The following is a 21313-nucleotide window of genomic DNA, read 5'->3' as shown; positions in this document are numbered from 1 at the left end:
GCCAACCGGCCCGGCCGCCGCCCCGTCAGCGCCTCAGCGCCGCCGGTGAGGGGCTATCTACGGGTCCACGCCGAGACCCGCAAGCAGTTTTTTGAAGAAATCGCCGTCGAGCCGCCAGAAATCTCACAAGACACTGACGCCAAACGATTTTTAGTTATCCACAGCCCGGGCTTCAGGCGTGGTTTTCCCGGATTTCGGCGCGCGCGCCGGGAATCGCGTGCTTCGGGTCCGACTCGTGGGCGCCAAAGCGCCCGTTCCGCGGCCTTCCGGGCCAGAAAGGGGGGGGCCCCGATGGCGGCCCCGCCCCCTTGCGCGTTCCCTCAGGGCTTCACGGCAAAGAACATGGTCTCGCCCGAGTGGTCGTCCACACCGTCATTGTCGGTCGCGACCCACATCGTGCCATCCGCGTCGATCGCCAGCCCCTCGACCTTGTCGAGCACGTAGCCCCCCGTGGCCGTCAGGCCCGGGATCAGGTCGCGCACCAGCTCCTTGGTCACCACCGGCAGCGGACCGTCCAGCGGCGCGGGCTGCAGTTCGGACAGGGCCACGCGGGTGATCTTCTTGGTGACCGCCGCGGTGCCGATCTGGTTGTCGCGCTCGATGAGATAGACCCAGTCGCCATGGGCCACGATCTCGGACAGGCCGACCCAGCCGCTTTCCGGGGTCGCCAGCTCGTAGCGGACCGCGCCCCAGGTCTTGGCCACGGTGTCGTAGGCGACCAGCTTGACCTGATGCTTGGGATCGTCCGCCCATTCGCGCTGAACCGCCATCCAGAGCGTATCGCTGACCTTGGTGATGCCCTCGAACCCGAAGCGGGTCTCGTTGGCCAGCAGTTCGGGCGGCAGTGCCACCTCTTCCTTGATCTCGCCCTTGGCGTTCACGTGATACAGCGCATGCGGCACCAGCTTGGCGCTGTTGCCCTCGGAGGCAAGCCAGAACCCGCCCGCGCCGTCGAGGGTGATGCCCTCAAGGTCCAGCTTCTGCGCCGGCCGGCCCGCCCGGGTGACCCGGATCGCCTCTACGATGCGGGCGGGGGTCCGGGTGGTGTCGATCCGGAAGATCGTCGGCTGGTAGCCGTAGAAGCTGTCATTCACGGCATAAAGCGTGCCGGGCTCGCGCGCGACGAGGCCCGAGATGGCGCCCCAGCCGGTCAGCTCGTCCATGCCTTCGGAGGTCAGCATCGGATAGGCGGCAGGCGCCTCCTGATACTGGTAGACCATGACATGCGACCGCGCCGCCCCGTCGGCGACCAGATCGTTCTCGTTGGCAGAGACCAGGAGGTTGCGCGACGGGATCGTCACGAACCCTTCCGGCCCTATGCCCGAGGGCAGCAGCTGTTTCAGCACCGGCGCGGCCGGGTCGGTCACGTCGTAGACCGCCGCGACCGAGGCGCGCTCGGTGCCCACGACCAGCAGCGGCGTGTCGCCGAACCGGCCGAAGACAACGCTTTCGGGCTCGACGCCCTTCGCATCGGACCGCTTGTCCGGGTAGTGGCCGATCTGGACGATGGCATGTTCCAGCGAGGGGCCGCTTTCATAAACGACCTGCCCGTCCTTCGAAAAGACCGTCCAGCCGCGGCTGCCGCCTTCGTAATCGCCCTCGTTCGCGGTGGCGAAATGATCGTCGTCGATCCAGGTCACGCCGTCGGGTTCGCGCTTCCGGCCCTTCTGGCTTTCGGTGAAGATCAGCGCGGCGCGCTCGTCGGTCGCGTCGATCCCGTCCAGATCGACCGCCCCGGCCGAAAACTGCGACAGCACCGTGCCATCCCGCGCCACCACCGCGATATGGTTGTTTTCCTGCAGCGTCACGACCGTCTCGCCGGCGGCATTGATCGAGACGAATTCCGGTTCGGGATCGTCCGGGGCGATCTCGGCCAGCCCGGTCAGGTCCACCTTCTTGAGGCTGGCGCAATCCAGCGCACCATCCTTCAGCCCGACCAGCACCAGCCAGCCCTCTGGCATCTGCGGCAGGACCCCGTCATTCAGGTCTTCATCGCGCTCGTTCTCGATGGCCACGGCCAGAAAGCTGCCGTCGGGCGCCTTGGCCACGCTGTCAGGCTGGCCGCCCAGATCGCAGGACCCGGTTTCGGTCCGGCTGGCGATGTCGATCGAGGCCAGCCGCCCCGACGGGTTGGTGTAGCTTTCCGAGGTGTTGATGCCGACGAAGGCGGTCTGACCCACCACCGCGACGCTGGTCGGCTCGCCGTCCAGAATCACATTGCCCAGCGGCTTCGGCGCCGCCGGATCGGCGATGTCGATCATCCCCAACACGCCGAGCGGGCTGTCGGTATAGACCAGCGTCATGCCGTCGGCGGTCGCGTCGATGATTTCTGCCGAGCTTTCGCGGGACCGGTCCTCGCCCTCGGCCATGTTCTCGACCACCGGAAAGGATGCAATCCGGTTGAAATTCATCCCGGCGTTACCTTCGGCACCGACCGAGCCCGCGGCGAGGGCAAGCATCGAACTCATCCCCCAAAGTCGCAACGTCATCGTAACTCTCCACGCAATCTGCTCAAGACCTCATGGCGCGGCTTTGTAACGTCGCAATGAAGGCGGCCGGAACGCGGGGCGTCAGAGGCGCCCAGGCCCGGCCGCATGGCGCCAAATCGCCGCTTCGACCAGGGCGCCACGGGGCTTTCCCGCCGCCCGGCAAGGACGCATGATACCGGCGATGGACGACCAACCCTCTCTTGCCCGGCGCGGCCCCCGCCATTCGACCAACCTGGTGGGTCGGTCCTCGGAATGGCTGGAAAGCTGCGCCTTCAACGACGCGCCCGCGCCGCTGCATATCTGGGGTGTGCAGGAGATGAACCAGGGGCTCTTCGGCATGCTCGACCAGGCCGCCGATCTGGCCGAGGCGGGCGAGGCCTTCCACGCCTACATGATGGCCATGTTCGGCATCGACGACGAACAGCGCGACGTGCCCTCGGCCGGGCGTCAACGGTTCCGGTCGTCCTTCCTGCGGCTGATCCAGGGCTGGAGCTTCGACAGCAACGGCCCTGCGGGCGCGGTGCTGAAGGGCTGGGTCGAAAGCCGGTTCGGGGTCTGCCCCTCTTTTCACAAGGAGATCATCGACGCGGTGCCCGGCCCGGCCTGGGAGGTCTATACCGAAGAGAAGATGTCCAGCCAGTTCCACAACAACGCGATCTGGGTCCAGCTCGACCTGCTGTTCGAGTTCTGCCAGTGGGCGATCCGCCGTTTCGCCTTTCCCGGCCAGAGCCATCTGACCCTTTATCGCGGCATCAACGATGTCGAACGCCACCTGATCGTCGAGCGCACCGACCGGCGCGAGGCGGTGATCCGGCTGAACAACCTTGTGTCGTTCTCGTCCGACCGCGAGGTGGCCGACTGTTTCGGCGACCGGATCCTCACGGCCCGGGTGCCGCTGTGCAAGATCCTGTTCTTTCCCGGCCTGCTGCCCTCGCATCTTTTGCGGGGCGAACGCGAATATCTGGCGGTCGGCGGCGAATTCCGGGTAAGCGTCGATTATGTCTGACGCGCCCTGCCCCGACCCGACCGACCGTGCGCTGGCCGCCTATCTGGGCTTTGCCATTGGCGACGCGCTTGGCGCGACCGTCGAATTCATGACCCGGCGCGAGATTGCCACCCAGTACGGCCAGCACCGCGAGATCGTCGGCGGCGGCTGGCTGCGCCTTGCCCCCGGTCAGGTCACCGACGACACTCAGATGTCGCTGGCTCTGGGCGCCTCGCTCATCCGCTGCGGCGGGCTCGATCCGCAGGATCTGTGCGAGGCCTTCGCCGCCTGGCTGAAGACCGGCCCCGCCGATGTCGGCAATACCTGCAGGCGAGGCATCCAGCGCTATCTGGCGAAAGGCACGGTCGAGGGGCCGTTGTCCGAAGGCGATGCCGGGAATGGCGGCGCGATGCGCGTGCTGCCGGTGGCGCTGGCGACGCTGGGCGCGCCCGACCGGGCCGAGGATTGGACGCTGGCCCAGGCCCGCACCACCCATCACCACCCGCTGTCCGATGCCGCCTGCCTGAGTCTCGTGCGCATGGTTCACCGGCTGATCGGCGGCGAGGGCCCCGGCGCGGTCCGGAACGAGGCCACCGCGCTGATCGAGGCCCATCGCGACTTCCGGTTCGCCCCCTATCGCGGCCAGTGTTCGGCCTATGTCGTCGACACGATGCAGACCGTGCTGCACCACTATCTGGCCGCCTGCGGCTTCGAGGACTGCCTGATCCGCACCGTCAACGAGGGCGGCGATGCCGACACAACCGGTGCGCTAGCGGGCATGCTGGCGGGCGCGACCTGGGGGACGGAGGCAATCCCCGCGCGCTGGCTGGACCGGCTGGACCCCGCCGTCGCCGAGGCCATCCGGGCGCAGGTGCCGGGGTTGCTGGCCTTGGCCTGAGCCCCGCCGTCACGCCAGACGCGCGGCCAGATCGGCTTTCCGGGCGATCATCTTCTCGACAAGCCGCGCGCTGCCGCCCAGGCCCTCGATGGTGCCCCGGATCGCCTCGTCGGGCAGGCCGGTGACGACGCGCACGGCCTCGGCCAGCGCCGCCGGGGCGATATCGCCGAAAAGCCGCACGGCATGGGAGTTGTCGGGATCGTCCCTCAGCCGGTCAAGCTCGGCCACCTCCGCGCCGAAGGCCCGGCCCTTGGGGTCGCCGCAGGCGCGGAACTCCAGCGCGCCGCCGACATCGAGGGTCAGCACCCGGCCTCCCGCCACGCCCTGATTGTCGCCGTCGAAGCCCGCCGCATCCCAGTTCGCGGTCCAGGCATGCACCCCCAGCCAGTGCTGCGCCGCCCGGCGTTCCTCCACGGTGAACTGCGCGGCATGGGCCTTTTCCAGCGTGACGAACTCGGTCGCCACATGGCAGGGGTCGACGGTCGGGCGGTAGGTCAGCGTCGGCGCCCCCGCCAGCCGGTAGAGCGCGGCCGCGATCCGTTCGTTGCGCGCATGGGCCGGGCTTTCCAGCTCCTTGACGTAGAACCGCCGCCCCTCGGCGTCGCGATAGATCCCGCCCGGATTGCTGCCAAGCCGCCCGCCCGTCCGTTCAAGCGCCGCCAGATCCAGCACCCGGTCGTCCGCAAGCAGGGTGCGCCGCACCAGCGCCAGCTGCGCCGGGGTCTCGATGGCGCCGGGCCGCGCCCGCCGCACGGCGCGGATCGCCTCCGGGGGCGCCACGCCAAGCTCGGCCAGCAGCCGCGCCGCGATCATCCCGGCCCGGCCGAGCCCGCCTTTGCAATGGACAAGCACATCGCCGTCCTGCCGCAGGATCGTGCGGATCTCGGGGCCGGTCGTCGTCCATTGGCGCTCGAAGAAATCGTCCGGCACCGAATAGTCGCGGATCGGCAGGTGCCGCCAGACCATCCCCCGCGCCCGCACGCCCGCACCAAGCCCCGGCACCTTCAAGGCGACAAGCTCGGCCTCCTCGACCAGGCTCAGGACCAGCCGCGCGCCCCAGCCCGCAATGGTGTCCAGATCGGCATCGAGATCGCGCGCCCAGGCGCCGGTGCTGGCCACCGGGTCGTGCTTGCCGGGACAGAAGGTGATGCCGATCCGACCGTGGCCCGGCCCGACCGAGACCTCGGCGATCTGAAGAGGATGGGTCCTGCTTGTCCGTGCCTCGCGCATCGCCAACCTCCTGTCCCGCCCCGGCGCCCGAGGATAGCCGGGCTTCAGCCAATGGACCAAGCGGGGCCGCTGCTTCAATCGGGCGCAGCGCCGTCCGGCGCGGTCGCGACCCGCAGATCGACCTCCATCGCGGCCGTCACCGGCCCCGCGATAAAGCCGCCCTCGACCGGCATGGTCCCGGCCTGATCGGGCGCCACGGCCAGCGCGACATGACCAGCGCCGACCGCGCAGCCATGGGTCGGATCGTAGCCGCACCAGCCCAGGCCCGGTACCAGCGCCTCGGGCCAGGCATGCATGTGGCGCGGGCCGCCCGGACGCTCGCTTTCGGCCTGATAGCCGCTGACGAAGCGCGCCGCGATCCCGCGGCTCGCGGCCGCGGCGATGAAAAGAACCGCCAGATCGCGGCAGGCGCCCTGCCCGCGCGCCAGCGTCACCTCCGCCGGCCAGGCGGCGCCGGTCGGCCGGACCTGCCGCGCGATCCGGGCATGGAGCGCCTCGGTCAGCGCGCTCAGGAACCGGTCCGGCCCGCCGCCGGGGGGACCCAGCGCCGCCGCGAAGGCGGCAACCTCGGGGGCAACTGCGCAGAGGGGCGGCACAGGACCGACCTCCGGCGCCTCCGGCCCGGCCCGAGTCCTCAGCGTAAAGCGGCTTTCGAGGATCAGCGCCCGGGTCTCGCCCGCAAACTCCAGCCGGGTGACGCGGTTGCCATGGGCATCGGTCTCGTCCCGCCGGGCCACCGGCTGCGGCGTGACCGTGAGGGCATGGGAAAGCTCCGCGACACGGCCGGGCCGGGGCGTCAGGCGCAGCAGATGCGGGCCAAGCCGGACCGGGCCCGAATAGCGATAGACCGTCCGATGCAGCACCTCGAAACGCATGGTCCCAGCTTGCGCAGGATCGCCCCCGGGTCAACGGTCCTTCCGCAAGGTTACCCGCACCCGGGGTTCGGCATCTCGCCCATCGCGTGTAGGCTTGGCGGATCACACGCCGAAAAGGGAGGAAACCGACATGCCGAACTGGCCGATTGCCCTGCTGCTGGCCGCCTGCGCCAGCACCGCCACCGCACAGCAGGCGGCAGATGCCGTCGCCCCCGAAGCGGCCTCGGCGACCGAGGCCCTTGCCGGGATTTCGCCGGAGGCCCGCACCGCCTGGGACAGCCGCGAGGCCGGCCGCCCGACCGAGGCGCAGGACTGGATGGTCGCCGCCGCCAACCCGCTGGCGGTCGAGGCGGGCGCCCGGATCCTTGCCAAGGGAGGCAGCGCGGCCGACGCCATGGTCGCGGTCCAGACCGTTCTGGGTCTGGTCGAGCCGCAATCCTCGGGCCTTGGCGGCGGCGCCTTCCTCGTCTGGTACGATGCCGAAACCGGCGAACTGACCACGCTTGACGGGCGCGAGACCGCGCCTCTGGACGTCACGCCCCGGCTGTTCCAGACCGCCGAGGGTGAGCCGCTGGAGTTCTACGACGCGGTCGTCGGCGGGCGGTCCGTCGGCACGCCGGGCACGCCGATGCTGCTGGAAGAGGCGCATCGGCGCTGGGGCCGGATCGCCTGGGCCGACCTGTTCGAGGACGCCATCGGACTGGCCGAGCGGGGCTTCGCGGTCTCGCCCCGGCTGGCGGGGCTGGTCGCCGAGGACGAAGAGCGGTTGCGCCGCCATCCCGCGACCGAAGCCTATTTCTTTCCCGAAGGCGCCCCCATCGCCGCGGGCACGACGCTTCTGAACCCGGCCTATGCCGACACGCTGCGCCAGATCGCGCGGGACGGCAGCCGCGCTTTCTATACCGGCGCCATCGCCGAGGACATCGTCACCGCCGTGCGCGGTGCCAAGGGCAACCCGGGAGTGCTGTCGTCGATCGATCTGGCGCTGTACCGGGTGAAGGAACGCACGCCGGTCTGTACCCCCTATCGCGGCCACGAGGTCTGCGGGATGGGGCCGCCCTCGTCGGGCGGGCTGACCGTGGGCCAGATCCTCGGCCTGCTTGAACCCTACGATCTGGCGGCGCTTGGCCCCGAGTCCGCCGAAAGCTGGCGGCTGATCGGCGATGCCTCGCGGCTGGCCTTCGCCGACCGCGGCCGCTACATGGCCGATTCCGACTTCGTGCCGGTGCCGGCGAAAGGGCTTCTGGACCCCGCCTATCTGGCGGAACGCGCGAAACTGATCGCGGGCGACGACGCGCTGCCCGAAGTCGCCCCCGGCGATCCCGAGTGGGACCATGCCGGGCTTCGCGCCGACGACCGGTCCATCGAGTTTCCCTCGACCTCGCATATCTCGATCGTCGATGCGGACGGCAATGCGCTCTCGATGACCACGACCATCGAGAACGGCTTCGGCTCGCGGCTGTTCGTGCGCGGCTTTCTCTTGAACAACGAACTGACGGACTTCTCGTTCGAGACCCACGAGGCCGGCCGCCCCATCGCCAACCGGGTCGAGCCCGGCAAGCGGCCGCGCTCGTCGATGGCGCCGACCATCGTGCTGACCGACGGCAAGCCCTCGCTGGTGATCGGCAGCCCGGGCGGCAGCCGGATCATCGGCTATGTGGCGCAGGCCATCGTCGCGCATCTGGACTGGGGAATGGATGTGCAGCAGGCCGTGGCGATGCCGCATCTGGTCAACCGCTTCGGCGCCTACGATCTGGAAGCGGGCACATCGGCCGAAAGCCTCGCCGACCCGCTGGCAGCCCTTGGCTTCGAGGTCGGCGCGCGCGAGCTGAATTCGGGGCTGCACGCGATTTCGGTCGGCGAGACGCTGCAGGGGGGTGCCGACCCGCGCCGCGAAGGCATCGCGCTCGGCCGCTGAGGCGGCTCAGACCTTTTGCGCGGCGGCCCGGCGCAGCCCCGGCCGCCGCAACACGCCCTGCGCCAGCAGCACGCCCGCGATCACCACGGCGCCGCCGATCAGATGGTAGGTCCGTGGCATCTCGGCCAGAAAGACCGCCGACAGCAGGCTGCCGAAGACCGGCATCAGGTGCAGAAAGCCGCCCGCCCGCGCCGCGCCGATCAGCGCCACCCCGCGATTGAAGAACAGAAGCGCCAGCAGCGAGGCGAATCCCGCCACGAGGATCAGCACCGGAATCGCCGATTGCAGCAGCAATGCGTTCAGCACCGGGGTCGATTGCAGCCCGACATAGATCAGCGTGTTGTAGGCGGAGACCGACATCAGCCCGGCGAACAGCAGGAAAGGCCAGGCGCGGGCGATCTCGCGCCGCTCGCGCCAGGCCAGGCGTCCGCCAAGCGCCAGCACCAGCGCGAAGGCCGCGACCCAGCGCCAGAAGGCCAGCGCCACCGGCCCCAGATCGCCCGCAGCCCCGGTGCCGACCGCGCGCCCCAGCACGAAATTGCCCGCCCAGAAGAGGCTTGCCAGCGTCAGCAGAAGCGGCGCGGCCGACCACAGGCGGCTCATCGGACCGCTCCCGACCGACGGCCTGAGATGTGAAGATCTGTCATGGCGCTGCCCTTGTCTCCGATATCCGAAGACCCGGCCACTCGGCACGATGGCCAGAACCGCCGGGACGGCCTAGCCCAGATAGACCGTGCCCGCAGGATAGGATACCCGCTTCGGGCTGCGTACCGCCAGCAGGAAGCCCAGGGTCAACGGACCGACCCGGCCGAGGAACATCACCCCCATCAGAACCGCCCGGCCCGCCGCATCGAGATCGCCGGTGATGCCCCGGCTCAGCCCGACCGTCCCGAAAGCCGAAACCGTCTCGAAGGCCAGATCGAGGAAATCGCCCTCGTGAAACAGGATCAGCACAAACAGCGCGATCAGGATCGTCAGGGTGCTGACCATCGACAGTGCCAGCACCTTCATGATCTGCTCGGCCCCCAGACGGCGCCCGAAGACGTCGATGGCGGTATGGCGGCGGAAGAAGCTGACCGTGGCCAGCAGCAGCACGATGAAGGTCGTGACCTTGATGCCGCCGCCCGTAGAGGTCGAGCCCGCCCCGACCATCATCAGCGTCATGAACAGCAGCGTCGTCGCCTGCGTCAGCCCGCCGATATCGACGGTGTTGAACCCTGCGGTGCGGGTGGTCGCGGCCTGAAACCAGCTGGCCCAGAGCTTGGTCGAGACGGCATCGAACTGTCCCAGCGTGGCCGGGTTGGTCCATTCCAGCACCGCGAAGGTCGCGGTCGACCAGACCAGAAGCGCAAGCGTGCCCACCAGCATCAGCTTGGTATGGACGGTATAGCCGCGCCAGCCGGTGCGGCGCTGCATGTCTGCGACCACAGTAAACCCGAGCCCGCCGAGGATCAGCAGGGCGGGCACGGTGACATTGACCACCGGATGCGCGACCCAGGCCGTCAGACTGTCGGAGTAAAGCGAAAAGCCTGCATTGTTGAAGGCCGAGACGGCATGGAACAGGCTTGACCACAGCCCCGCCTGCCAGCCGAATTCGGGCACGAAGACCACCGCCAGAAAGGCCGTGCCCGCCGCCTCGCAGACCAGCACGAAGCGCAGGATCGTCTTCGTCAGCCGGATCAGACCGCTCATCGAGGTCTGGTTCAGGTCCTCGCGCAGGTAATGGCGATGGGTGATGCCGACCGGCAGGCCCAGCATGGTCAGGATCAGGACCGCGAAGGTCATGAGCCCCAGCCCGCCCAGCTGGATCAGCACCAGGATCACGGCCTGGCCGAACAGGGTGAATTCGGTGCCGGTATCGCGCACCGCAAGTCCGGTCACGGTCACCGCCGAGGTCGCAGTGAAGGCGACGTCGGACCAGGTCATCGCCACGGTCCGGGCCACCGGCAGTTTCAGCAGAAGCGTGCCCGCCGCGATCAGTGCCGCATAGGTCAGCATCAGGGCCAGAGGCGGCGGCAGAAAGCGGCCGCTGCGCAGCGCGGCAAGGCGCGCCATGAGCTCAGGCCTCGTCCAGCAGGTCGTCGCCGAAGCGGCGCAGATCGGCACGGCGGCCCAGCACCAGAAGCTTGTCGCCGGTCTTCAGCCGCAGCTCGCCGCCTTCGCAGGACAGGAACTCGCCCTCGCGCATCGCGCCCAAGGCCCGCAGGTCGTAGCCCGACAACAGCTTGACATCGCCGACCGCGCGTCCCTCCAGCGGCTCGGGCACGGTCAGGTCGACGACATGAAAGCCGTTGCCGAGGCTCACGTAATCGCGCACCAGCGGGTTGTGCAGCATCTGCGCGATGTGCTGGCCGACCTCCTGTTCGGGCAGCACGATCCGGTCGACGCCGATCTTCGACAGGATGCGGTGATGGGTCTTCGACAGCGCCTTGACCCAGATCGCCTTCACCCCCAGCATCTTGACGTTCATCGAACAGAGGATGTTGGCCTCGAGATCCTCGCCGATGGCCACCAGCGCCACGTCGTAATTGCCGACCCCGGCCTCGCGCAGCGCTAGCTCGTCGCGGCCGTCGGCGATCACCGCCTCGGACAGCACATCGGCATAGCGGCCGACGATCTTGTCGTCGAGATCGACCCCCATGACCGGATTGCCGAACCGCGCAAGTTCGGTGGCGACAGTGCTGCCGAACGTGCCAAGGCCGATCACGGCAAAGCTGCGTCTTTTCACTTGGTAACCGCCTGTCCTTCGGGATGTCCGAGCCCGACCCTAGCACGTTCTGGCGCCCCCGGGGCAAGCCCCCGCGCAGCACTGCACCCTGGATCAGGCAGCATCGCGCAGAAGCCGCCGCAGGATCTTGCCCGAGGCCGATTTCGGCACCGCCTCGACGAAATGCACCTCTGCCAGCGCCTTGAAATGGGACAGATGCGCCAGAACATGGGCCTTCAGCGCCTCGGCATCCGCATCCGCCCCGGGCCGTGGCACCACATGGGCGACCGGCCGTTCGCCCGCCTCGGGGTCGGACCGGCCGACCACCGCCGCGTCCAGCACGTCGGGATGGGTCAGCAGCACCGCCTCAAGCTCGGCCGGGGCCACCGCAAAGCCCTTGACCTTGATCAGTTCCTTCAGCCGGTCGTGCAGCGTCACGAAGCCCTCGGCATCGATGCTGGCCAGATCGCCGGTCTTCAGCCAGCCGTCGGGCGTCAGCGTCGCGGCGGTGGCCTCGGGCGCGTTCAGATAGCCCTGCATCACCTGCGGTCCGCGCAGCCAAAGCTCGCCCGGCTGGTCCGGCCCCAGATCGGCGCCGGTTTCGGGGTCGACGATCCGAAGTTCGGTATTGGGAAGCGCCACGCCGACCGCGCCGGGCTTGTCACGGCCGGGCGCCGACATCGTGCCGATGGGCGACAGCTCGGTCATGCCCCAGCCCTGCATCACCCGACAGCCAAGCCGCGCGGCCAGCTCCGCGCCCTGCGCGGCGCCCAGCGGGGCTGCGGCACAGATCACCGTCTCGACCGCGCCGAGGTCGAACTGACCGACCAGCGGATGACGCGCCAGCGCCGTGGCGACCGGCGGCACGATGTAAAGCTCTCGGGTCCGGCGCTCCTGAACCAGCCGCAGGAAAAGCTCCAGATCGAAACGGGGCATCGTCACCAGAGAGGCCCCGTTGCCCAGCACCATGTTCATCAGCACGGTCAGCCCGTAGATATGGAAGAAGGGCAGGAACCCGACCGTCCAGTCCCCGGGGCGCATGTCGCAGGCGGCAAGCCCCTGGTCGATATTGACCACGAGGTTGCGGTGGCTCAGCCGCACCCCCTTGGGCAGGCCGGTCGTGCCCGAGGAATAGGGCAGCACGGCGATGTCGCGGGCGACGTCGAGCGGCACCTGCGCCACCAGCCGCGGCCCCATCAGCGCCTCGAGCGGCACGGCCCCCCGGTCGGGCGCCTCCGCCCCGATCACCGCGATGTCGCTCAGCCCGGCAGCCGCGGCCCCGGCGCGCGCGGTGTCCAGACAGGCAGGCACGGTCACCAGCAGGCGCGCCCCGCTGTCCTTCAGCTGAAAGGCCAGTTCCTCGGCGGTATAGGTCGGGTTGACCGGGGTCACGGTGCCGCCCGCATAGGCCACGCCATGAAAGACCGTGACGAAATCGGGGCTGTTCGGGGCCATCAGCGCCACCACCGCCCCCTTGCCGATCCCGCGCGCGGCCAACCCGCCGCCCAGCCGCCGGATCCGGTCCATCAGCGCGCCCGCGGTCAGGCCCTGCCCCGAGGGTCCGTCGACCAGCACCACCTCGTCGGGACGGGAAGTCAGGCCCCGGAACAATCTCTCGGTGACCGACAGGCCGGTCAGGGGCACAGGCGCGAACCTGCTGCTGTGAACGATCATCGTTTTCCTCCCGCCTTACGGGCGCGTAGACCGCGCTTCTCGCCTTCCGGCAGCGTAGCACGGTTCTTGCCGATGACGATGGAAAACCGGGGCGGGACAAAAGGGTTCCGCCCCGAGCCACTTTTGCGGATCAGCCGCGCTGCGCCAGCAGGCGGATCAGGGCACGCGGTTCGGGCGGAGGCGCCTGCTCGATCCGGCGATAGTCCGACCCGTCGCGCTGGCGGGTCACCAGCCCGGTCTCGAAGAGGTCGCGGCGCAGCAGCGCGGCATCGCCGAAGAGGTGCCAGGCGTTCAGCCGCTCGTTCACCTGCCGCTCGGTCCAGGTCTGGCCCGCAGGCAGCCGCGCCCAGAGCGCCCAGAGACACAGCACCTGCATCGCCCGCCGCGACGGCCAGCGCACGAGCCGCCCGTTTTCGTCGAAATGGGTCAGCGTCCGTTCGATCCGGCGGTGATCGACGGGGGCCGGATCGGGCACGGGCGCGGGTGCCGCGTCGGTCAGCCGGTCTTCGGCCAGCCGGTCGGCGCGCAGATGCTGAAAGTTGCGAAACCCGCCCGCGCGGGCCAGCATGTTCATCAGGCTCAGATGCGACGGCGCGGCCTCGGCCGCACGCAACTGATGCGCCAAGGCGCGGGAAAAGGCGGAAATGTCCTCGATCGCGAGGGGAATGGAAGGTCTGGTCATGGTCTCGGTCCCGATGTGCCGAAATCCGGATCGCTGGTCGCTGGCTTACGACGGGGCACAGGAAGGAAACCAGATGAGTGCCGAGTGACGGGCAGGTTTAGCTTGCCCATGGGGCACAGCGACGCCTCGGTGAACTGCCGACCGTGCCGGTCGCATATCACGGAACCCGCTGCGGAACAACCCCGCCCAGCCCCTGACGGATCGCCGAGACCGTGTGCCGGAGCCCGGGCGAGAGCCGCTTGTCGCGCCGAAGCTGCAAGGCCAGCTGGCGGCCCAGCGGCGGGTCCAGCGGCTGCACCGCCAGCCCGCCCGAAGCGCCCGGCCGCGCCACCGACGAGGCCGGCAGGATCGACCAGCCAAGCCCTGCCGCGACCAGCTCCTTGGCGGCCTCGACGCTTTCCAGCTCCATGATCGGCGCGGGCCGCAGCCCGGCCGCACGGAACCAGCCGTCGATCAGAAGCCGGGTATGGCCCGCGCTGTCGTAAAGGATCAGCGGCCGGGCCCCCATCGCCTGCGGCGTGGTGGGCGCCCCGGCATCGGGGGCCGGGCCCACCGCCAGCAACGCCTCGTCGCACAGCAGGCTTGTCTCCAGCGCCCGGCCCGCCGCGGGCAGGGTGACGATGGCAAGATCCAGCAGGTTCTGTTCCAGAAGCCGCTGGATTTCCGTGCTGTTGCCGGTGCGGACGACGAAATCGAGCCCGGGAAAGGCGCGCTTGAGCCGCCCCAGCACCGGCGGCAGCAGATGAATGCAGGCGGTCGCCCCGGTGCCGATCCGGACCCGCCCGGCGCGGCCGTCGCGATGCGGCTCGACCGCCTCGCGCACCGCGTCCAACTCTTCGCCGATTCGCCGCGCGCCCCCGATCACGATCTGCCCGGCTTCGGTCGGCCGCACCCGCTTGCCCACCCGTTCCAGCAGCCGCACCCCGAAATGCCGTTCCAGCTGGCGGACCTGCTGACTGACCGCGGGCTGCGAAATCCCGGCCTTCTCGGCCGCGGCCGAAAAGCTGCCCAGCGCCGCGACATCGGCGAAAGTGGCAAGATGCAGAAGGTTGAGCGACTGGGCCAAGGTTTTCCTTATGCTTTGAATAAACGCCATAGCATTTTCTTTGTCTCTCCGGGATGCCATTCTCTGTCTCACCCAGACCCGGAGAACACGATGACGATCAAGCCTGCCCCTCTCGGCCCCCTGACCCTTGGCGATTGTACCGCCCGCGACCTGCCCGGCGTGCAGGCGATCTATGCCGAGGCGGTGCGCACCGGCACCGCCAGTTTCGAGCTGGACCCGCCCGATCTGGACGAGATGCGCGGGCGCTGGGAAAAGGTCACCGGCGCGGGCTTTCCCTGGCTGGTGGCGCGCGCGGGAGACCGGGTGGCGGGCTATGCCTATGCCAACACCTACCGCCCGCGTCCGGCCTATCGCGGCACGGTCGAGAATTCGGTCTATGTCGACGAAGCCTTCCGCGGACAGGGCGTCGGGCGGGCGCTTCTTGGTCAGTTGCTGGCGCGCTGCGAGGCGGCCGGGTTCCGGCAGATGGTCGCGGTGATCGGGGATTCGCAGAACCTAGGGTCGATCGCGCTGCACCGGGCGCTGGGCTTCGAGGATGCGGGCGTGCTGCGCTCGGTCGGCTGGAAGCACGGGCGCTGGCTCGATTCCGTGCAGATGCAAAAACCTCTCGGCCCCGGCGACACCGCGCCCTTCGAAGCCTAGGCCGGTGATCGGCCGCCCGACCGCCGCCGCGGTGGGGCTGACCCAGATGGTGAACTGGGGCATCTCCTACTATGCCGTGGGGGTCTTCGCGCCGGTCATCGCCGCCGATCTGGGCTGGTCGCTGGCGCGCGCCCATGCCGGGTTCTCGCTGGCGCTGGTCGCGATGGCCCTGTCCTCGGGCGCTGCCGGACGGCTGGTCGCGGCCCGGGGCCGACAGGCGCTGGCGGCGGGCTCGGTCCTGCTGGCGCTGGGGCTTGCGATGCTTGGCACAAGCGCGACCTTCCCCGTCTATGCCGCGGGCTGGATCGTGGCCGGGCTCGGCATGCGGCTATGCCTTTACGAGGCCGCCTTCGCGGCACTGGTCCGCGCGGGCGGAACCGGCGCGCGGCGCGCCCTGTCGCAGGTCACGCTTCTGGGCGGGCTCGCCTCGACCGTCTTCTGGCCGCTGGGCCACCTGCTGGCCGAGACCCTGGGCTGGCGCGGCGGGCTTCTGGTCTATGCCGGGCTCGCGCTGGCGGTAGCGCCGCTGTACCTGACGATCCCGTCCGGCCCCGCGCCGACCCCGGCGGTCCTTGCCGCAGCCGGGCGCGCGGCCGGACCGGTGCGGCCCGCTGCGGCCATCGGCTTCGCCGTGCTGGTAGCGGCCTCGGCCTTTCTCAGTTCGGGGCTCTCGGCCCACCTGATCGGCCTTCTGGGCGCGCTGGGTCTGCCGGTCGCCGCGGCGGTCGGGCTGGCGGCGCTGCCCGGGCTGGCGCAATCGGGCGCCCGGCTTGCCGAGACGCTGGCCGGGCACCGGATCGGACCGCTGGGGCTGGGCGTGCTGGCCTCGGGCGTGCTGACGGCCGGGATGGCGGCAGGCCTGGCCGTGACCGGGCCGGGCGCCGCCGCGCTGGCCTTCGTGCTGGCCTATGGCGCAGGCAACGGCGTGCTGACCCTGGTGCGCGGCGCACAACCCATGGTCCTGTTCCCGCTGGCCCGCTATGCCGAGATCTCGGGGCGGCTGGTCGCGCCCTCGTTCCTGGCCGCGGCGCTCGCCCCTCCGGCCTATGCCGCCGCGATCGAGATCTGGGGTGCACGCGCCGCGATGGGGCTGAGCTTCGGGCTGGCGCTGGCGACCTTTGCCGCCGCCTGGGCGCTTTGGGCGCGGATCGGCCCCGCCGCCGTACCGGGTCTTCCGGCCCGAGACCCGGACCCGGCGCGCCGGAAAACGGCGCGGCCCCCCTCCCTTTGGCTGCTTGCAACATGGGGTCAGCCGGGTATGCTCGACGGTGCGGGACCAGAGAAAGACGCAAAAAGCGCAGGCCGGACCCCGCAGTAACCCCCGATGCATCGGGGGGTAACGGGGAGGAGACCCATGACTGACATGTCCACCATGAATCGCCGTTCGTTCCTCAAGCGCAGCGCGCTGGCGGGCGGCGTCGCCGGGACCGGCGCGCTGGCCGCGCCCGCGGTGCTGGCCCAGGCGCCGATCGTGCTGAAGATGCAGACCTCCTGGGGCGCATCGAACATCTGGGACGAATTCGCCAAGGACTACGCCCGGCGGGTCGAGGAAATGTCGGGCGGGCGGCTCAAGATCGATGTACTGCCCGCGGGCGCCGTGGTCTCGGCCTTCCAGGTGATGGACGCGGTCAATGACGGGGTTCTGGATGCCTCTCATTCGGTCTGCGCCTACTGGTACGGCAAGAACAAGGCGGCGTCGCTCTTCGGCACCGGGCCGGTCTTCGGCGGCTCGGCCACCACGATGCTCAGCTGGTTCTACGCGGGCGGCGGCGACGAGTTGTTCCGCGAGCTGACGCAGGACGTGATGGGGCTGGACGTGGTGGGCTTTCTGGGCTTTCCGATGTTCGCCCAGCCCTTCGGCTGGTTCAAGGGCGAGGTCAACACCGTCGCCGACCTGCAGGGCTTCAAGTACCGCACGGTGGGGCTGGCCGCCGACCTGATGGCCAAGATGGGCATGTCGGTCGCCCAGCTTCCGGGCGGCGAGCTGGTGCCCGCGATGGAACGCGGCGTGATCGACGCCTTCGAGTTCAACAATCCCTCGTCCGACAAGGATTTCGGCGCGCAGGACGTGGCCAAGAACTATTACCTCGCCTCCTATCACCAGGCCTCGGAAAGCTTCGAGTTCCTGTTCAACCGGCCCTTCTTCGAGGATCTGGACCCCGACCTGCAGGCGATCCTGCGCTACGGCGTCGAGGCGGCCTCGACCGCCAATACCGCCAAGGCGATGGACCGCTATTCGGCCGACCTGCAATGGCTGCAGGACGAGGCGGGCGTCACCGTGCACCGGACCTCGAAAGAGATCCTCGACGCCCAGCTCAAGGCCTGGGACGAGCTGATCCCCGAGCTCGAGCAGGACGCCTTCATGAAGAAATGCCTCGACAGCCAGCGCGCCTGGGTCGAGCGCGTGACCTTCTTCGAGGTGATGAACTCGCCCGATTACACGCTGGCCTACGACCACTATTTCCCGGGCCGGCTCAAGCTCTGACCCGGACCCCGGTCCAGTGCCCCCGGCGGCCACCGCCCCGGGGGTTTTTCATGCGCCACAGGAGAGGCCCATGATCGGTTTCATACGTTTCGCCGACGCACTGTCGGCCTGGTTCGGCAAGACCTTCGCCTGGCTGATCGTGCTGATGGCTCTCGGCACCGGCTACGAGGTCTTCGTGCGCTACGTCCTGAACAGTCCCACCGCCTGGGCGCTGGACGTGTCCTTCATCATGTACGGGACGCTCTTCATGATGGGCGGGGCCTACACGCTGTCGCGGGGCGGCCATGTGCGGGGCGACTTCCTCTATCGGCTGTGGCAGCCCCGGACCCAGGCCATGGTCGATCTGGTGCTGTACCTCATCGCCTTCTTTCCGGGCGTGCTGGCGCTGATCTTCGCGGGCTGGAAATACGCCGCCCGGTCCTGGCGCTATGGCGAGGTCTCGGTGAACAGCCCGGCCGGCATCCCGATCTACCAGTTCAAGACCGTGATCGTGGTCGCGGGCGTGCTTCTGTTCATCCAGGGCATCGCCCAGGTGATGCGCTGCCTCCTCGCGATCCGCACCAACGAGTGGCTCGAGGCCGACGAGGACATCTTCGAGACCGAGGACATCCTGATGCGCGAGGCCGACAAGGCCGAGAGGGGCCCCCATATATGACCGACCCGCAGATCGCCCTGATCCAGCTCGGGCTTTTCATCGTTTTCGTGTTCCTCGGGTTCCCCATCGCCTTCACCCTGATGGCCATGGGCATCGGCTTCGGCTATTTCGCCTATTTCGACGCGGGCCGGATGTGGCGCGCCTTCGACCGGCTGGACGACACCGCCGGGACATGGACCCAGATCACCACCTGGATCGAGGGGCTCTTCAACAACCGCATCTTCGATCTGTTCGTGAACCAGACCTATACGGTGATGTCGAACGAGGTGCTGACGGCGGTGCCGCTGTTCCTGTTCATGGGCTACATCGTCGAGCGCGCGAATATCGTCGACCGGCTGTTTTCGACGCTCAACATCGCCTCGAAGAACATCCCCGGCTCGATGGGGGTGGCGGCGCTGATCACCTGCGCGCTGTTCGCGACCGCGACCGGCATCGTCGGCGCGGTGGTCACGCTGATGGGGCTTCTGGCGCTGCCCGCGATGCTGCGCGCACGCTACGACCCGGCCTTTGCCAGCGGCATCATCTGCGCGGGCGGCACACTGGGTATCCTGATCCCGCCCTCGATCATGCTGATCGTCTATGCCGCCGCCACCAATGTCTCGATCGTGCGGCTTTACGCGGGCGCGCTGCTGCCCGGACTGACGCTGGTCGGGCTGTATCTCTTCTACGTCGTGGGCCGGTCCATCCTGCAGCCCTCGGTCGCCCCGCGTCCGACCGAGGACGAAATCCCCGACGTGCCCCTGGGTCGGCTGCTGTGGATGATCGTGACCTCTTTCCTGCCGCTCGCGGTGCTGATCGCGGCGGTGCTGGGCTCGATCCTCTTCGGGCTGGCGACACCGACCGAGGCCGCCTCGGTCGGCGCGCTGGGGGGGCTGGCGCTGGCCCTCATCTACCGCGCGCTCAGCTGGCAGAGGCTGCGCGAAAGCGTCTATCTGACGGTCCGCACCACGGCGATGGTCTGCTGGCTGTTCGTCGGGTCCTACACCTTCTCGGCGGTGTTCTCCTATCTGGGCGGCGAGCAGGTGATCGGCCAGTTCGTCGAGGGCCTGAACCTGACGCCCGTGCAGTTCCTGATCCTCGCCCAGCTGATCATCTTCCTTCTGGGCTGGCCGCTCGAATGGTCCGAGATCATCATCATCTTCGTGCCGATCTTCCTGCCGCTGCTGGCGCATTTCGAGATCGACCCGCTGTTCTTCGGCATCCTCGTGGCGCTGAACCTGCAGACGAGCTTCCTGACCCCGCCAATGGCGATGTCAGCCTACTACCTCAAGGGCATCGCGCCCCCCGAGGTGCGGCTGACCCAGATCTTCCGGGGCGTGATGCCCTTCCTCGTCTGCGTGCTGATCTCGATGGTGTTGATGTACGTCTTTCCGCAGATCGTCTACCTTCTGCCCGAACTGGTTTACGGATGAGGACGCGCGCATGAAGGATCTCGACACCCCGATGCAGCTGGGCGCGGTCGAGTTGCGCGACCGGCTGGCCTCGGGGGCGCTTTCGGCGCTCGATCTGGTCGAGGCCTGCCTGGCCCGCATCGCCGCGCGCGAGCCCGAGATCGGCGCCTGGGCCTGGATCGACCCCGACTATGCCCGCGAACAGGCCCGCAGGCTGGATGCGCACCGCGTCTCGGGGCGGGCGCTGGGGCCGCTGCACGGGCTGCCGGTGGGGCTGAAGGACGTGATCGACACCGCGCGCATCCCGACCGAAAACGGCTGCGCGCTGGATGCAGGGCGAGTGCCCGCGCGGGACGCCTTCGTGGTCGAACGCCTGCGGGCGGCGGGCGCGCTGATCCTCGGCAAGACGGTGACGACGGAACTGGCCTTCCTGCATCCGGGCAAGACCCGGAACCCGCACAACCCGGCCCACACCCCGGGCGGGTCGTCCAGCGGCTCGGCCGCGGCGGTGGCGGATGCGATGGTGCCGCTGGCGCTCGGCACCCAGACCGGCGGGTCGGTGATCCGCCCGGCGGCCTTTTGCGGCGTGACCGGGTTCAAGCCGACCTTCGGCGCCATCCCCCGGCGCGGGGTTCAGATGCAGTCGCACACGCTCGACACGCTGGGCGTCTTCGCCACCGACCCGCTGGGCGCGGCGCTGGTCGCCGAGGCGCTGTTCGGCTTCGACGAGACCGACCCGGCGACCGCGCCGGCCCCGGCGCCACGCCTGCTGGACACCGCCCGCAGCGCGCCACCGCTGCCCCCGGTCCTTGCCTTCGTCAAGCCGCCGGGCTGGGACCGCGCGGATGCGGAAACCCATGCCGCCTTCGCCGAACTGACCGCGGCCCTCGGCGATCAGGCCTTCGAGGTCGCGCTGCCCACGGCCTTCGAAGAGGCCGCCGCCCAGCGCGCCCGGATCAACATGGCCGAGATGGCGCGCTATCATTACCGCTATGTCCGCGACGGGCTGGACCGGCTGGGCGCCGAGACCCGCGATGCGCTGGAAGAGGGCGCCCGGATCCCCGCCCGCGATTACCTCGCCGCGCTCGACTGGCCGAAGGTCCTGAACGCGGGTCTGGACGAGATCTTCACCCGCTGCGACGCGATCCTCTGCCCCGCCACGCTGGGACCCGCCCCGGAGGGCATCGGCGCGACCGGCGATCCGATCTTCAACGGGCTCTGGACGCTGTGCGGCACGCCCGCGGTCACGGTGCCCGTCCTGACCGCCGGAAACGGCCTGCCGATGGGGGTGCAGCTTGTCGGCCCCCGCGGCGACGACGCGCGGCTTCTGCGGACCGCGCACTGGCTTTACGGCTGGGCCGGGGCCTGAGCCCCGCCACCGCCCCCAAGGGAAAGGAGCCCCGATGGACCGCCTGATCGCCGCCTTCGCCTTCGCCGTCTTCCTCGGTTTCGTCGGCATTCTCGCCCTTGAGGTGCCGCATGTCGATCTTTGGGCGGTGATCGCGATCACCGTCGCGCTGGTTGCCGCCGATCTGGTGTTCGCGATCTTCAAGCCGCGCGACTGACCGCCCCAACCCCTTGGCAAAAAACATCTTTCTCCCTGACGATACCGACAA

General features: G+C 69.3%; 19 protein-coding genes. 10 read left to right on the top strand and 9 right to left on the bottom strand.

The features are described 5' to 3' along the window. Window positions 1–320 precede the first annotated feature (320 nt). The gene (locus C8N38_RS08080; protein WP_108025919.1) at window positions 321–2489 is read right to left on the bottom strand and encodes an esterase-like activity of phytase family protein; all 2169 of its coding nucleotides are present in this window, start codon (window positions 2487–2489) and stop codon (window positions 321–323) included. Between the two features lie 181 nt (window positions 2490–2670). Between C8N38_RS08080 and C8N38_RS08075 the strand changes: the two genes are divergently transcribed. Together C8N38_RS08075 and draG are read left to right on the top strand one after the other, a co-directional pair. Then, entirely contained in the window at window positions 2671–3495 is an 825-nt protein-coding gene (locus tag C8N38_RS08075) for an NAD(+)--dinitrogen-reductase ADP-D-ribosyltransferase (protein ID WP_108025916.1), read from the top strand. Beyond that, window positions 3488–4372, top strand: a complete 885-nt coding sequence (gene draG, locus C8N38_RS08070; protein ID WP_108025914.1) for an ADP-ribosyl-[dinitrogen reductase] hydrolase — start codon at window positions 3488–3490, stop codon at window positions 4370–4372. The genes C8N38_RS08075 and draG overlap by 8 nt, the downstream gene beginning before the upstream one ends. Window positions 4373–4381: 9 nt before the next feature. Here draG and C8N38_RS21860 read toward each other — a convergent pair whose 3' ends face one another. Continuing rightward, the gene (locus tag C8N38_RS21860; RefSeq protein WP_108025912.1) at window positions 4382–5602 is read right to left on the bottom strand and encodes a cyclin-dependent kinase inhibitor 3 family protein; all 1221 of its coding nucleotides are present in this window, start codon (window positions 5600–5602) and stop codon (window positions 4382–4384) included. A 74-nt stretch (window positions 5603–5676) separates the two neighbouring features. After that, a complete protein-coding gene (locus C8N38_RS08060) occupies window positions 5677–6477 on the bottom strand; it encodes a transglutaminase family protein (RefSeq protein ID WP_108025910.1) in 801 nt (266 codons plus the stop codon). 130 nt (window positions 6478–6607) lie between these two features. On the opposite strand from C8N38_RS08060, the gene ggt reads away from it, so the two are divergent. After that, window positions 6608–8395 (top strand): gamma-glutamyltransferase, encoded by a 1788-nt coding sequence (gene ggt / locus C8N38_RS08055; protein WP_108025908.1) that lies wholly within the window; start codon window positions 6608–6610, stop codon window positions 8393–8395. Window positions 8396–8401: 6 nt separating this feature from the next. Here the strand turns inward: ggt and C8N38_RS08050 are convergent, their stop codons facing one another. From C8N38_RS08050 to C8N38_RS08025, 6 genes are all read right to left on the bottom strand, one after another. Then, complete coding sequence (locus C8N38_RS08050; RefSeq protein ID WP_108025906.1) at window positions 8402–8998, bottom strand: DMT family transporter; 597 nt, start codon at window positions 8996–8998, stop codon at window positions 8402–8404. A 114-nt stretch (window positions 8999–9112) separates the two neighbouring features. Continuing rightward, a complete protein-coding gene (locus C8N38_RS08045) occupies window positions 9113–10450 on the bottom strand; it encodes a TrkH family potassium uptake protein (RefSeq protein WP_108025904.1) in 1338 nt (445 codons plus the stop codon). A gap of 4 nt (window positions 10451–10454) precedes the next feature. Next, window positions 10455–11123 (bottom strand): potassium channel family protein, encoded by a 669-nt coding sequence (locus C8N38_RS08040; protein ID WP_245895602.1) that lies wholly within the window; start codon window positions 11121–11123, stop codon window positions 10455–10457. A 93-nt stretch (window positions 11124–11216) separates the two neighbouring features. Next, window positions 11217–12776, bottom strand: coding sequence for an AMP-binding protein (locus C8N38_RS08035; RefSeq protein WP_108025902.1), 1560 nt, complete (start codon window positions 12774–12776; stop codon window positions 11217–11219). 130 nt (window positions 12777–12906) lie between these two features. Continuing rightward, the gene (locus tag C8N38_RS08030) at window positions 12907–13458 is read right to left on the bottom strand and encodes a DUF2087 domain-containing protein (RefSeq protein ID WP_108025900.1); all 552 of its coding nucleotides are present in this window, start codon (window positions 13456–13458) and stop codon (window positions 12907–12909) included. 157 nt (window positions 13459–13615) lie between these two features. Next, a complete protein-coding gene (locus tag C8N38_RS08025) occupies window positions 13616–14524 on the bottom strand; it encodes a LysR family transcriptional regulator (protein ID WP_215731112.1) in 909 nt (302 codons plus the stop codon). 90 nt (window positions 14525–14614) lie between these two features. Between C8N38_RS08025 and C8N38_RS08020 the strand changes: the two genes are divergently transcribed. The 7 genes from C8N38_RS08020 (at window position 14615) to C8N38_RS21520 (ending at window position 21262) form a co-directional block, all read left to right on the top strand. Further along, on the top strand, window positions 14615–15166 hold the full coding sequence (locus tag C8N38_RS08020; RefSeq protein ID WP_108025896.1) for a GNAT family N-acetyltransferase: 552 nt from the start codon (window positions 14615–14617) through the stop codon (window positions 15164–15166). Between the two features lie 4 nt (window positions 15167–15170). Then, window positions 15171–16484 carry an MFS transporter gene (locus C8N38_RS08015; protein ID WP_215731111.1) on the top strand — a complete coding sequence of 438 codons (1314 nt, stop codon included), beginning with the start codon at window positions 15171–15173 and terminating at the stop codon, window positions 16482–16484. 36 nt (window positions 16485–16520) lie between these two features. Further along, entirely contained in the window at window positions 16521–17651 is a 1131-nt protein-coding gene (locus C8N38_RS08010; RefSeq protein WP_075784037.1) for a TRAP transporter substrate-binding protein, read from the top strand. Between the two features lie 70 nt (window positions 17652–17721). Continuing rightward, on the top strand, window positions 17722–18306 hold the full coding sequence (locus C8N38_RS08005; protein ID WP_108025894.1) for a TRAP transporter small permease subunit: 585 nt from the start codon (window positions 17722–17724) through the stop codon (window positions 18304–18306). Continuing rightward, a complete protein-coding gene (locus tag C8N38_RS08000) occupies window positions 18303–19718 on the top strand; it encodes a TRAP transporter large permease (protein WP_108025892.1) in 1416 nt (471 codons plus the stop codon). The genes C8N38_RS08005 and C8N38_RS08000 overlap by 4 nt, the downstream gene beginning before the upstream one ends. Before the next feature lie 10 nt (window positions 19719–19728). Further along, window positions 19729–21066: an amidase gene (locus C8N38_RS07995; RefSeq protein WP_108025891.1), complete on the top strand. Its 1338-nt coding sequence runs from the start codon at window positions 19729–19731 to the stop codon at window positions 21064–21066. 34 nt (window positions 21067–21100) lie between these two features. Continuing rightward, window positions 21101–21262, top strand: coding sequence for a hypothetical protein (locus C8N38_RS21520; protein WP_170120307.1), 162 nt, complete (start codon window positions 21101–21103; stop codon window positions 21260–21262). The last annotated feature ends 51 nt before the right edge of the window (window positions 21263–21313 follow it).

Source organism: Rhodovulum kholense, assembly GCF_003053725.1.
GTDB classification, from domain to species: Bacteria; Pseudomonadota; Alphaproteobacteria; order Rhodobacterales; family Rhodobacteraceae; genus Rhodovulum; species Rhodovulum kholense.
Note: the sequence above shows the minus strand (reverse complement) of the source record. Positions and strands in the feature narration are given on the sequence as shown.

Bases quoted from the DNA above. Each gene is read 5' to 3' on its own strand.
- C8N38_RS08080 (WP_108025919.1), bottom strand. From the start codon at position 2,489: ATGACGTTGCGACTTTGGGGGATGAGTTCGATGCTTGCCCTCGCCGCG.
- C8N38_RS08075 (WP_108025916.1), top strand. From the start codon at position 2,671: ATGGACGACCAACCCTCTCTTGCCCGGCGCGGCCCCCGCCATTCGACC.
- draG (WP_108025914.1), top strand. From the start codon at position 3,488: ATGTCTGACGCGCCCTGCCCCGACCCGACCGACCGTGCGCTGGCCGCC.
- C8N38_RS21860 (WP_108025912.1), bottom strand. From the start codon at position 5,602: ATGCGCGAGGCACGGACAAGCAGGACCCATCCTCTTCAGATCGCCGAG.
- C8N38_RS08060 (WP_108025910.1), bottom strand. From the start codon at position 6,477: ATGCGTTTCGAGGTGCTGCATCGGACGGTCTATCGCTATTCGGGCCCG.
- ggt (WP_108025908.1), top strand. From the start codon at position 6,608: ATGCCGAACTGGCCGATTGCCCTGCTGCTGGCCGCCTGCGCCAGCACC.
- C8N38_RS08050 (WP_108025906.1), bottom strand. From the start codon at position 8,998: ATGAGCCGCCTGTGGTCGGCCGCGCCGCTTCTGCTGACGCTGGCAAGC.
- C8N38_RS08045 (WP_108025904.1), bottom strand. From the start codon at position 10,450: ATGGCGCGCCTTGCCGCGCTGCGCAGCGGCCGCTTTCTGCCGCCGCCT.
- C8N38_RS08035 (WP_108025902.1), bottom strand. From the start codon at position 12,776: ATGATCGTTCACAGCAGCAGGTTCGCGCCTGTGCCCCTGACCGGCCTG.
- C8N38_RS08030 (WP_108025900.1), bottom strand. From the start codon at position 13,458: ATGACCAGACCTTCCATTCCCCTCGCGATCGAGGACATTTCCGCCTTT.
- C8N38_RS08020 (WP_108025896.1), top strand. From the start codon at position 14,615: ATGACGATCAAGCCTGCCCCTCTCGGCCCCCTGACCCTTGGCGATTGT.
- C8N38_RS08010 (WP_075784037.1), top strand. From the start codon at position 16,521: ATGACTGACATGTCCACCATGAATCGCCGTTCGTTCCTCAAGCGCAGC.
- C8N38_RS08005 (WP_108025894.1), top strand. From the start codon at position 17,722: ATGATCGGTTTCATACGTTTCGCCGACGCACTGTCGGCCTGGTTCGGC.
- C8N38_RS08000 (WP_108025892.1), top strand. From the start codon at position 18,303: ATGACCGACCCGCAGATCGCCCTGATCCAGCTCGGGCTTTTCATCGTT.
- C8N38_RS07995 (WP_108025891.1), top strand. From the start codon at position 19,729: ATGAAGGATCTCGACACCCCGATGCAGCTGGGCGCGGTCGAGTTGCGC.
- C8N38_RS21520 (WP_170120307.1), top strand. From the start codon at position 21,101: ATGGACCGCCTGATCGCCGCCTTCGCCTTCGCCGTCTTCCTCGGTTTC.